The sequence below is a fragment of the Pseudomonas sp. YeP6b genome (assembly GCF_025642995.1).
In the GTDB taxonomy this organism is placed as follows: Bacteria; Pseudomonadota; Gammaproteobacteria; order Pseudomonadales; family Pseudomonadaceae; genus Aquipseudomonas.
This window is the reverse complement of sequence record NZ_CP080090.1, coordinates 5066707-5079602: the sequence shown is the minus strand read 5'-3', so window position 1 is coordinate 5079602 and position 12896 is coordinate 5066707. Positions and strand designations below refer to the sequence as shown.

Annotated in this window: 6 protein-coding genes and 1 pseudogene; 6 read left to right on the top strand and 1 reads right to left on the bottom strand. The window is 51.9% G+C overall.

All coding sequences use genetic code 11. The annotated features are described in order from the left end of the window. The first annotated feature begins 53 nt into the window (after positions 1-53). A complete protein-coding gene (locus KZH41_RS22810) occupies positions 54-740 on the top strand; it encodes an alpha/beta family hydrolase (RefSeq protein ID WP_094949615.1) in 687 nt (228 codons plus the stop codon). Between the two features lie 114 nt (positions 741-854). On the opposite strand, the gene KZH41_RS22805 is transcribed toward KZH41_RS22810, so the two are convergent. Further along, positions 855-2420: a methyl-accepting chemotaxis protein gene (locus KZH41_RS22805; protein WP_263273770.1), complete on the bottom strand. Its 1566-nt coding sequence runs from the start codon at positions 2418-2420 to the stop codon at positions 855-857. 461 nt (positions 2421-2881) lie between these two features. Here KZH41_RS22805 and KZH41_RS22800 point away from each other — a divergent pair, with 461 nt between their 5' ends. From KZH41_RS22800 to KZH41_RS22780, 5 genes and pseudogenes are all read left to right on the top strand, one after another. Continuing rightward, positions 2882-4324, top strand: coding sequence for a mannose-1-phosphate guanylyltransferase/mannose-6-phosphate isomerase (locus KZH41_RS22800; RefSeq protein ID WP_263273769.1), 1443 nt, complete (start codon positions 2882-2884; stop codon positions 4322-4324). A 132-nt stretch (positions 4325-4456) separates the two neighbouring features. Then, positions 4457-5251 (top strand): ABC transporter permease, encoded by a 795-nt coding sequence (locus KZH41_RS22795; RefSeq protein ID WP_263273768.1) that lies wholly within the window; start codon positions 4457-4459, stop codon positions 5249-5251. Next, the gene (locus KZH41_RS22790; RefSeq protein ID WP_263273767.1) at positions 5248-6468 is read left to right on the top strand and encodes an ABC transporter ATP-binding protein; all 1221 of its coding nucleotides are present in this window, start codon (positions 5248-5250) and stop codon (positions 6466-6468) included. Before KZH41_RS22795 ends, KZH41_RS22790 begins: the two co-directional genes overlap by 4 nt. After that, positions 6465-7214, top strand: a pseudogene (locus KZH41_RS22785) (methyltransferase domain-containing protein); the annotation flags it as partial. The gene KZH41_RS22790 and the pseudogene KZH41_RS22785, both read left to right, overlap by 4 nt. A gap of 1657 nt (positions 7215-8871) precedes the next feature. Then, positions 8872-12882 carry a glycosyltransferase gene (locus KZH41_RS22780; RefSeq protein WP_263273766.1) on the top strand — a complete coding sequence of 1337 codons (4011 nt, stop codon included), beginning with the start codon at positions 8872-8874 and terminating at the stop codon, positions 12880-12882. Positions 12883-12896 lie beyond the last annotated feature (14 nt).

Below are 12896 nucleotides of genomic sequence, written 5' to 3'. Positions count from 1 at the left end.
GCAAATGCGGCACTTGGGCTGGAGTTATAGGCAGACTAAAAAGCGAGGCAAGCATGGGCAAAGAGCACAAGGCCAGTATTGACGGGGATCAATGGGCGCAGTGTGTGCGGGAACGTGGCTGGTTGTGGGATGCGGCGACGGGGTCTATCGCGCGCGAACCTGTGACGTTGATCCTAGCCCACGGTGCAGGCGCACCGATGGACTCAGCCTTTATGAACGACATGGCTGCACGCCTTGCCGGGCATGGCGTGAACGTGTTGCGCTTCGAGTTTCCATACATGGCTCAACGCCGTTTGGACGGTGGCAAACGCCCACCGAACCCGGCGCCGAAACTGCTGGAATGCTGGCGTGAGGTGTATGCCGAGGTGCGACGTCATGTCGCGGGGAAACTGGCCGTTGGCGGCAAGTCCATGGGCGGGCGGATGGCGAGCATTTTGGCTGATGAGTTAGGCGCTGATGGGCTGGTGTGCCTGGGTTATCCGTTTTACGCGGTGGGCAAACCGGAAAAGCCACGGGTCGAGCATTTGGCCGGGCTGAAGACGCCGACGTTGATTGTGCAGGGCGAGCGCGATGCCCTGGGTAATCGGGCGGCGGTGCAGGGCTATGACTTGTCGCCGAGCATCGAGGTGATGTGGTTGGTGGCGGGGGATCATGACTTGAAACCGTTGAAGGCTTCGGGGTTTACGCATGAGCAGCATTTGGAGGCGGCGGCGGTGGAAGTGGCTGGGTTTCTCCACTGATCATTCCCACGCTCCGCGTGGGAATGCAGCCTGGACGCTCTGCGTCCGCTTCTAAAGTCGTAACGCAGGGCGTCACGGGAGGCGTTCCCACGCAGAGCGTGGGAACGATCTGTATCAGCGGTTAAAACGTTCCACCAGCGAATACTGGGTATTCGCCGTATGCGTCAGCTCTTCACTCAACTGCGCCGAGTTCATCGCCTGTTCCGAGGTCTGGTCCGCCAACAGCGCAATCGTGCTGATATTGCGGCTGATCTCTTCGGCCACCGCGCTTTGCTCTTCGGTGGCAGCGGCAATCTGCGTGGTCATGTCGGTGATATTGGCCACTGCTTCACTGATGCCTACCAACGCCTGATCCGCCTCCAGCACCCGCGCCACACCTTCTTCGGCCTGGCGATGCCCGGCGTCCATGGCTTGCACGGCAACGGCGGCCGTCTGCTGCAGCTTGGCGATCAAGGCATGGATCTGCCCGGTCGATTCGGCCGTGCGCTGCGCCAGTTGGCGAACTTCGTCAGCCACCACCGCAAAACCACGGCCCATCTCCCCGGCACGGGCCGCTTCGATGGCGGCGTTCAGTGCCAGCAGGTTGGTCTGGTCGGCGATGCCCTTGATCACATCCACCACGCCGCCGATTTCGTCGCTGTCTTTGGCCAGTTGGGTCACGGTCACACCGGTTTCACCCACGGCAACCGACAGCCGCTGGATCGCCTCGCGGGTTTCCCCGGCGATATCGCGGCCACGGCCCGTCAGGCGATTGGCTTCCTGGGTGGCGTCAGCCGTGCGCTGTACATGGCTGGCCACTTCCTGGGTTGTCGCCGCCATCTGGTTGACGGCGGTGGCCACCTGTTCGGTTTCCACGCGCTGGCGTTCCAGGCCGCTGGAGCTGTTATGCGCCAGGGTATTGGACTGCGCCGCTTGGGCGTTGAGGTGTTCAGCAGTGTCCTGCAAGCGCGTAAGGCAGGTCTTCAAGCGCGCTTCCTGGCTGAGAATCGACATCTCCAAGCGTGCTTGTGCACCCCGGCTGTCGGTGTACATCTGCGCGATCAGCGGGTCGGAAGTGGTCTGCTCGGCCAAGCGCAGCAAACGCTTGAGCCCACGCTGCTGCCAGCTCAGGCCCAGCAGGCCCAACGGCACCGACAACCCTGCAGCCAGGGCAAAGCCCCAGTGAGAGTTGAGTGACGCACCGATCATGAAGCTCAACTGGCTGACCAGGATAAACGGCAGCCAGTCCTGCAACACCGGCAGCCACTTATCACGCCGAGGAACAGCCGACTTGCCTTGGTTGATACGTTGATAAAGCGCTTCGGCCCGGCGGATCTGCTCGGCGGTGGGCTTGATGCGCACCGATTCATAGCCGACCACCTGGGTGCCATCGAAAACCGGCGTCACATAGGCGTTAACCCAATAGTGATCGCCGGTCTTACAGCGGTTCTTAACGATGCCCATCCATGGCAAGCCTTGTTTGAGCGTGGACCACATATGCGCGAACACCGCCGGCGGCACATCCGGGTGACGCACCAAGTTGTGCGGTGCCCGGATCAGTTCTTCACGGGTGAACCCACTGATATCGACAAACGCGTCGTTGCAGTAGGTGATGACCCCTTTGGCATCTGTGGTGGAGATCAACCGTTGCTGAGCGGGGAAGGTACGTTCGCGCTGGGTAACGGGTTGGTTATTACGCATGGTTGTTCAATCCGCAAGGCTTTCAGGGGGTATCGGCAGCAATCTGTAATTGTTGAGGGAATTTTCCGATCAGCAGTGTAGTCAAAACGACACACTGAAAAGCGACAGCACCCGCGAAGGCTCTAGATCAAGGGGGATCAAGGCTTGCGGCTCTTTGTGAGTCCGCATGTAATCTTGGAGGTGGAAAAATGACACGTTTTTGGCCTGCTATTATTTTCACTCGGAGAAAAGGATTTTTTGCTGTCGGATTGTTCAGTGTTTTCCTAGACATAAATGACCATTTAAATAAGAATGTTCGCGTTTATGTGTCAGGAAAACACTATATTTTCCCCCCCCGGGTGCCTAGCCTGCTTACTTTAATTTAGCTGAAAGACTCTACGTCACTTCGCTTTTGGGGCTGCCGCATCGAGGGGCGAGCGCTGCAGTCGAAATGAAGTGGCAGTACGTAAAGGAGTTACAATTTGACACTCGTTCCAGTCATTATCTGCGGCGGTGCTGGCAGTCGCCTTTGGCCTGTCTCTCGTTCAGCACATCCCAAGCCGTTTATCGAACTGCCTGGTGGCGGTAACTTGATTCGCAAAACCTATGGCCGCGCATTGGCTTTGGACGCAGTCAGTGAAGTGCTGACGATCACTAATCGTGACCTCTATTTCAAAACGCTCGACGAATACAGCGCGCAGGCGCCTCAGTTCACGAATCTAAGTTTTGTTCTTGAGCCTTTTGGGCGTAATACCGCAGCGGCTGTTGCGCTGGCGGCTCAAGAAGTAGCGCGCACTCATGGGCCAGATGCCATCATGTTGGTGCTGCCCGCTGATCACCTGATCGATAACCATGCGGCATTCGCTCATGCAGTTTCGGCGGCATCCGAGTTGGCCAAAGACGGTTGGCTGGTAACTTTTGGCGTTAAGCCTGAGTACCCTGAGACCGGTTACGGCTATATCCAGAAAGACAATGACAGCCCTCTCGGTAATGGCTTCAAGGTCAAACGTTTCGTCGAGAAGCCAGACCTGGAAACCGCCCAAGGCTATTTGGCTTCAGGTGAGTACTTCTGGAACTCCGGTATGTTCTGTTTCCGCGCCGGTACGTTAATTGAAGAAATGGCACTCTGTGCACCGGATGTGTCCAGTGCAGTAGACCTGTGCCTGGCAGGTTCCGGCACGATGACTGGCAATAGCCACCGAAGCCTGCACCTCGAGCCGGAAAGCTTTGCCAAGGTCCCTGATATTTCCATCGACTTCGCCCTGATGGAGCGCTCAAGCAAGGTAGCAACCGTGCCTTGTGATATCGGGTGGAGTGATATTGGCTCGTGGAATGCGATGAGTGAGCTTTCACCGGCTGATGAACAGGGCAACCGTGTCGAGGGTGAAGCCATTTTTCATGGTGCCAGCAACAACTACGTGCGTAGTCCGCGTCGTCTGACCGCTTTGGTTGGCGTCGAGGATCTAATAATCGTCGACACACCGGATGCCCTGCTGGTCGCACACAAAGACCATGCACAAGACATCAAGGCAATCACCGCTCAGTTAAAGAAGAGTGGGCATTGCTCGCACCTTGATCACACCACTGTCCGCCGTCCTTGGGGCGCTTACACGACCTTGGAAGAAGACCAGCGTTTCAAGATCAAGCGTATTGTGGTCAAACCCCAGGCATCGCTCTCACTCCAAATGCACCATCACCGGAGCGAGCATTGGATTGTGGTGAGCGGCATGGCACGCGTTGTTAACAACGATCGCGAATTTTTGCTCAACACAAATGAATCAACGTTCATCCCGGCAGGTCATACCCATCGCCTGGAGAACCCAGGCGTTATCGATCTAGTGTTGATTGAGGTGCAGAGTGGCGATTATTTAGGTGAGGACGACATCGTTCGGTTCGAGGACATCTATGGTCGGGTCGCAGGCTGAGTATGCGACCGAAGATATATGGCTAGTGGCTCGTGTTTTGTACTCTTAATGCTTGAGGTATGAGGGTGCGGAGCCGGTGTTAGGTGTTGCACTAGGTCAGGCGTACGCCTGACCTTTTTTCAGGAGTCAGCGATGTTGGGGTTGTTTAGAAGCCTTTGGGAATACCGTGGCTTCGTCTGGTCGTCCATTCGTAATGAATTCGTTGCCCGTTTCGCCCGAAGTCGCTTGGGCGGGTTGTGGATGATTATTAACCCGCTGGCGCAGGTTGCGATTTATGCGCTAGTGCTGTCCAACGTGCTGGCGGCGAAGTTGCCGGGTATTGATAACAAATATGCCTATGCGCTGTACTTGATGGCGGGCATTTTGGCGTGGAGTCTTTTTTCTGAAATTATTGGACGTTGCCTGACGTTATTTATCGATCAGGGTAATCTAATGAAGAAAATAAGATTTCCCCGCATCACATTGCCTGTAATCGTCGTGGGTTCATGCTTACTAAATTATGTTTTGTTGTTTGGTGCCCTGCTTTTTGTATTTGCGCTTCTTGGGCAGTTTCCCAGCGTACAAATGTTGTGGGTTTTTCCTCTGACGTTTATCGTAGCTGCGTTAGCGGTAGGGCTGGGGTTGATTTTAGGTGTTTTAAACGTATTTGTTCGTGATGTTGGGCAAGTTATACCAATCGTCCTTCAGGCATGGTTCTGGTTTACGCCTATTATTTATCCGGCGAATATTATCCCTGAAGAATTTAAAGGACTCATGGCCTTTAATCCCATGTTCCCTGTTGTGTCCGCATATCATAATGTCTTGGTATATGCGCAGCCGCCTGACATGCAGACTCTTGTTGGGCCGCTAGGTGTTTCCGTAATAATGATGTTGTTTGGTCTGTTTATATTCAGGCGGGCAGCGCCGGAGATGGTGGATGTTTTATGAGTCTTTTAACGGTCACTAACCTAGGTAAAGCCTACCGGACTTACACGTCTGAGTTTCAGCGAATTGGACGATGGTTTGGGCTGCCGACAAAGCATAGTTCAGAGCACTGGGTCATTAAACACATCAGTTTTTCAATACGCGCGGGAGAGGCAATTGGTATCGTTGGGCAGAACGGCGCAGGTAAGTCGACGCTGCTGAAAATGATTACCGGAACGCTGCAACCGACGGAGGGTAGTGTTCAGGTCAATGGGCGAATTGCCGCCATTCTCGAGCTTGGCATGGGTTTCAGCCCCGACTTGACTGGGCGCCAGAATGTTTATCATGCAGCAGGGTTGATGGGGTTTACCGTCGAAGAGACGCATCGGGTTATTGATGATGTCGAAGCGTTTGCAGAGATCGGTGAGTACTTTGACGATCCGGTTAGAACATACTCGAGCGGGATGCAAATGCGGGTAGCCTTTTCTGTCGCTACCGCGATCCGTCCCGAAATTCTGATTGTTGACGAAGCGCTGTCTGTCGGGGATACATATTTTCAACATAAAAGTTTTGATCGTATTCGTGAGTTTCAGAAGCTCGGTACTACGCTGTTGATAGTCTCACACGACAAAGCAGCTATTCAGGCTTTATGCAGTCGTGCGCTACTGCTCGAGAGTGGCACTGTTATAAAGGACGGAAATCCCGAAGAAGTTATGGATTTCTATAATGCCCTGATTGCAGAAAAAGAGAGCAGTACGGTCAAGGTACATGAACTGGGAGATGGCTCATCTCAGACTCGCTCCGGAACGGGGGAAGCCCGTATAGAGTCGGTCAATTTACATAATGCGGCTGGTGAATCCATTGATTATGTGCCAGTTGCAGAGGCAGTTTCTCTGAGCGTCAAAATACACATTAATGCAGATATTCCAGAGCTGGTAGTAGGTTACGTTATCAAGGATCGTCTGGGGCAACCTGTGTTCGGTACTAATACGCACTATCTTGGTTGCAAATTGGAAAATCTCCATGCTGATGAGGTCGCCCAGTATGACTTCTCCTTTCCCGCGAATCTGGGTGTTGGCTCCTACTCCGTGGCCGTTGCTTTGCACACATCGGAAACCCACCTTTCGAAAAATTTTGAATGGCTTGATCTGGCATTGGTTTTTAATGTCGTAAATATTTCAAAGGCCGAGTTCGTAGGTTTGGCCTGGATACCACCTAACGTGGAGTGCACCAGAAAATGACGGCGCCATTTTATCGTGCTTTTGAGGATCGTCACCGTGGTTCGCGTGCTCTGATACTGGGACGTCTGAATATTTATGTGCCTTTTATCAGCCCCTTGAAACGGTTATACGGTGAGCGTCCAGCGCTGGATCTTGGGTGTGGCCGTGGTGAGTGGTTGGAGGTCTTGTTGCAAAATGACTTTCTACCCACAGGGATCGATTTGGATGAGGGGATGCTGGAAGGCTGTAAGGCACTTAGCCTGCCGGCCATTCAGGGAGATGCGCTTGATATTCTTAAAAGCCTTCCAGATGAGAGTCAGGTTGTAGTCTCGGGTTTTCATATTGCCGAGCATATTCCTTTCGGAAACTTGAAAGAGTTGGTGGCGCAAGCGTTCCGCGTCCTGAAGCCTGCTGGGTTACTTATTCTGGAAACGCCAAACTCTGAAAATATTGTGGTCGGTACGCAGAGTTTCTATTTAGATCCTACTCATGAGCGACCCATTCCACACTTGCTGCTCAGTTTTCTTACTGAGTACAGCGGGTTTTGCCGATCCAAGCTGCTGCGCTTGCAGGAGTCGAAAGAGATCGCTACTGCATCTTCAACCGCGTTAATGAGTGTTCTCGGAGCTGTAAGCCCTGATTATGCGATTGTCGCACAAAAGAGTGCGTTATCCGTGGACCTGGAACATTTCGATGAGGTGTTCCAACAAGACTATGGTCTAGCGTTAGAGGTATTGGCTCATCGGTATGACGCAGAGGCTCAGTGGCGTCATAACCAGCTGCAAGGTCGTACAGATGAATTGGGTGAGCAGTTAGGTGCCGTTACTCAAAAAATTGAAGAAGTCGCGCGGCAAAATACGCTATTGGAGGAGGCTGTCCGCGACCTGTGCGGACGCAATGCTTCTAGCGATTCAAAATTGTCAGCACTGGTAATAAACTCAACCGAAGTAAGCCGACAGTTCCAAGAGACAGTTAGTCACGCAAGTGAGGCAGAAGCCCGCTTACACGCTGCTCAACAGATGAATGATATGCTTCAGGAGCAACTCAAAACAGCGTCAAATCAAGCCGTGGTGCTGCAGACTCAAGTGAGTATCCTCAACGGCACAGCGTCCGAGCAAGCCGCTCAAACTCAACGTCTTGAATTCGAGCTGACAGAGTTGGAGGCAGAGTATCAAAAAGTAGCATTGGAGCAACTGGCGCCAAAGGAAGTAGAGCTTGCGCGGCTCATGCGACTGCTAGAAGAGTCGCAGGAGCGTGAAGAGCTAAATGAGGCTGATTATCTGGCCAGCAGAGCACAGATCGTTGCGAGCGATGAGCAGATCAACCTGCTGAAGACCGCACATGCCCAGCTTGGCATTGAAGTAGAATACCTAAAAAGCGAACTGCTTGATAAACACGAGGTGCTGGCCACGCTGTCCATGCAGCTGGCTGATGGGAGGGACCGTGAGGAGCTCCTTGAAGCTAATCTGGAGGTAAGGAGTGCCCAGATCACCGATGCCGAAGAACTAATCAAGCAGTTGGAGTCGTCTGGCTATCAGGCAACCGAAGAAATTCGCGCCTTAAAAGTAATGCTAGGTGAACAAGAGCGTCGTTTGAAGGCGTTCAGCGAAGATGAGGCGTTGTTGGTTGCGTTGCTGAAAGGTGACGAGTCTTGCTTGAAGCGCGTGAATGGCCAGACCGTGCAGGCTGACTCGCTTGTTTATCAAGTTAATGAAACGCTGGAAAAATCGAAACTGGCAGTGGCTGAGAGTAACCATTCAGCACACCTTATCGAGGCTCAGCGTGATGCGGCACTCAGCCATGTCGAAGAGTTAGCCGCGCAAGTCGAAGAGCTTAGTTCACGCCTTCAGGAAACTATTGGAAGCGCCCATCATTGGTGGACACATGCGCAGACTCATGAAACGAGGGTGAAGGAGATTCTCGGTAGTACCTCTTGGCGTCTTACTATGTCGTTGCGCGGTGTAAGGAAAGGAGCGAGCATCTTGCTAAAAGCGCCTATTGTCTTGACTAAAGCTATTCTTAAGCCGGCTTTGAAGCCATTTATCGGTGTGGTATTGGCTCGCCCAGGACTGCGTGGGCGTTTAAACGCGAAACTTAAGCGTTATCCGCGGTTGCACGCGCATCTTAAAAAATTCTCAGTACGTCAAGGTATATTGCCTCAGGCACCAGGCGTTTTTCTGGTGACGTCAAATCCAACATCTACTGCACCTGACTTCTCTGATTTGAGCATTTTTCTGGCTGCGGAGCGGTCGACGGTGTCGAACAGATCCGATGGTGTTCGGCATGTAGAAGATAGAGAGAGTTGTGCGCAAGAATCTCACTCGAATGAGCGTGTGCAACCTCAGAATTTTTACCTTCCTGAAGGTAATGCTCGTAGGGATACGAAGGGGCCGCTTGAGTCCTGGTTTTTTAAGTGAATATTTTATGAAAAAAATTTTAGCCTTCAGCTTTTTTCCTGCATTTGTTCCACCGTCTAACGGTGGAGAAGTGAGGCTGTTCAACTTTTACAGATCCTTGAGCCGTTATCATCATGTCACGCTTCTTACGTCCAGTCACATGGGGGTTGTCGAAGAGGTTATTCAGCACGGGCCAAACTTCGTTGAACGTCGAATTCCGAAAGACTCTTATTTTGCTCACGAGTGGGGGCTGCTAGAGTCGATTGGCAGTGGTGGGGACCTCTCTGGCCCTTGTCTAGCGGCGTGCTCTAAATACGTAACACCGCTACATACTGCGTATTTGGAAGAGTATCAGGCAGCGGATGTTATTATTCATGATTCGCCGTTTACTGCCAGCTATGATACTTTTTTGGGGTTGGATGAGAAGTTAAGAGTTTACAACTCTTATAATTGCGAATCTGAACTCTATCGTCTCCTGCATCCTGAGAAAAAGTCAGTATCTATTCATAAACTTATTGAAGGTGAAGAGGTAAAGCTGCTTTCTCTGGCTGATTGCATACTGTATTGCGGTGAGGCTGACCTTGACGCGTTCGAGCGGATGGTACCCGGTGTAGTAGCAAAATCACTATTTGCGCCCAATGGAATGCTTGCGCAACCTTTGCGCCTGTCGAAAACAGTGCAGAAGCGCACGGCAATCTTTATTGGTAGCGCGCATCCACCTAATGTCGAGGCAGCGAGATTTATTGTCGACACTCTCGCCCCGCAATGCCCGGATATTCATTTCCATATAGTGGGTGGTTGTCTGCCGGAAGGTAAGTATCTTGCGAATCTCACCCGGCACGGGTTTGTTGATAGCTCGAAAAAAATTGAGTTACTGTCGCGGGCAGCAATTGCACTCAATCCTATGGCGGGAGGGAGTGGGTCAAATATTAAAGTCTTTGACTATCTCTCCATCGGCTTGGCGCTCCTGTCGACCCCCGTTGGTGTGCGCGGTATCGAACTTATTCATGAGGATAGCTATATAAGCGCTGATCGAGCGAATTTTACCAGGTTGCTGAAAGAGTGGGTTGGCGCTACTGATGAGCTAAAACGTGTAGGTGAGCAAGGGTATAGAGTTGCGAAGACTGAATATACGTGGGATGTCACTGTTCGTCGTTTTGTCAAACATATTGATAGTTTGTTTGAGCAAAAAAACTGTTCGGATAAATACGTCCTTTTCTTGAATGACTATGATTCGTTCGCCAGCGTAGGAGGGGGTGCGACTCGGACGAAGGGTATATGTGCGGCTGTTAGTGAGTGGTCGCGTATAGTGTTTCTGTGTTTTTCGAGTGATGATAAGTTAACGGTTCGTAGTGAAGGTGAGCGAATAACGGTTGTTGCGGTGCCGAAAACGACTGACCATTGGACCGAGCTGCGGCGACTTAATTCGTTGTTTCATGTTAGTTGTGACGATATTGTTGCTGGGGAGTTTTCTCTTTCAAATAATACGCTGGTGCTGTTGTATAAGGCACTGGCAAGAAGTGCACGTTCGATTGTTGTTGAGCATCCTTATTTGACGGCGTTGCCTCTGACGTATTCTGACAAGTTTGTTTATTCCTCGCAGAATAATGAAACGCTGCTTAAAACTCGGCTTCTGCAATATCACCCAGAGGTTTCGCGTTTAACGAACAGTGTCGCGATGCTTGAGCGCGCGGCAGTAATGCGTGCGGCCTTGGTGGTTGCGGTTTCCAGAGAGGATGCTGACTCTCTGGTGCAAGGTATCGAGACGGCCGGACCCGTTCGGGTTATTAGGAATGGCGCTTCTAAAGCGGCGCTACCAGAACCTGTTTTACTGGCAAAGCACCAAAAAACGATCAAGCGGCAATCTGCTGTGTTTCTAGGCTCCGCGCACATGCCTAACGTGGATGCTGCGCGTTTTATTGTTGAAGTGCTTGCGCCCACCTGTCCGGACATCGAGTTTCACTTGATTGGATCGGTGTGTAGCGCGATTGGGTCTCTAGAGCAAAAAAATATCAAACTTTGGGGGATTTTGGACGAAGACGACAAAGCTGCTGTCATGCAGTCTTGTGCGATCGCAATCAACCCGATGATAGAGGGCAGTGGGTCGAATGTGAAACTCGCAGACTACTTGGGTAATGGGCTGTATGTCGTCACTACCGAATTTGGCCAGCGTGGCTACCCGAGTGTGGTGGAGCCGCATGTCAGATCTGTTTCACTGGATGAGTTCTCCAGTGCGGCGCGTGACGCTATCGATGCGTTGTCTCATGAGTCCGTCGAGGTCAAGGTCGAACGCAAACAGATGTTTGATCGCTTCCTGTCGATGCAAGCGCTCGCAAAAGACTTCGTAGATCTCCTGCGAAATTTTGAAGTACCAAAGAAACGCATTCTGTTCGTGACTTATCGCTATGTTGCTCCTTGTCTTGGAGGCGCGGAGTTCATGATCGAAAATTTGCTGAGGAGTCTGGACGCTTCCGACAAATTTGATATCGATCTAGTTGCCCCAGAAGTTAGCACCATTTCCAATAACGCCCGTTTTTCTGAGCATTATGGTTTTGAGGCGGTGACTGGTGCGTTTGTTGAATTGAAAAACACTCGTTTTGCCAGATTCCCTGTTCTCGAGCGATCTGCTAACGAAATCAGCGACGAGATTCGTAGAGCGTGGTCGATTCAGCCAGAGTTCGAGCGAAAAGTCTACCAGGGGCTAGGCGACTTATTGAATCGTCATGCTCTGGCATGGGGGTGGGGCAATGCCGAGTCGGGCGGCGACGGCGGAATCTTCCGTTGGGCGTATACGGCATGCGCGCTACACTTGGCGTCCCACGCACAAGTTGTGATCAGTGGATATGCTATCGACCCGATCACGCTAGTGATACAAGACGGTGAAGGGTGCCTGCTATTTAATAGTACTGTCTCGGGCGCATTTGAAGTCAGTTGCTCAGCAGAAGCAGGACAGGTTGAAATCCTGTCATCAAAAACCAAGGTTAGTACTGCGGACGCAAGACCACTGGCCTTTATGTTACTCAAGGTTACCGTGGATGGGAGCGAACTTGATCTGGGTAGCACGCTGATAACCAGTATTTCAAACCTTAGTCCACGCGCTGGTTTCAATGCTTTGGCAAACGCTGCCGATTCTGTTAGGCGCCCAATGTCTATCAACTTGACGAACATGAGGGGGCCGTTTTCTTCCGAGTTGGAGTCTTTTCTCGAAAACTCAATACATCAATACGATCTTGTGATTACCCATAACAATATCTTCCGGCCTGCGGTTGTCGCTATTGAACACGCGGGTAAGAACAATGTGCCGAGCATCATGATCCCGCATGCGCATTTGGATGATGACTTTTATCACTTTCCGGATGTACTGGACAGTGCGTTAAATGCCACACTAGTCTTGGCTGCTCCTCACGCAGCGTGTGATTTCTATGCAGAACGAGGGGCAGCTGTCCGCTATTTGCCTGCCGGGATTAATGTGGATGAGCGGTTTACCGCCAGTGACGTGACCGCTTTCGAAGATGTTTATGGCATTGACGGCCCTTTCGTTCTTGTTCTGGGCCGTAAAGCAGCAGCGAAGGGCTACAGGGATGTTATTGATGCGGTAGCGGCTATAAATAAAGTCACTCCTCTGAGGGTAGTGCTCATCGGGCCAGATGATGACCGTCTGGCCGTCACATCATCCTGCGCGACCTATTTGGGGCGCCAACCACGTGATGTCGTACGTGGGGCGTTGATGTCCTGCGTAGCCTTGGTAAATATGAGCGTCAGTGAGAGCTTTGGTATTGTGCTACTAGAAGCGTGGCTCGCCGGAAAGCCCGTTATCGTGAACAAAGGTTGTGCTGCGTTTCATGATATGGCGATCGATGGGGAAAATGCGCTGATGGTGACGCCTTCACAGCTCCAGTATGCAATTAAAAAATTAGTAGAGGATGAGCCGTTGCGTACCAAACTCTCAATTGCGGGACGAGTGACCGCATTGAAATACAGCTGGCGTGAAGTTGGAGATGGCTTCTTGGCCGAGTGTCGACTGTTGACAGGCATATGATTGGTCGCTGCTTG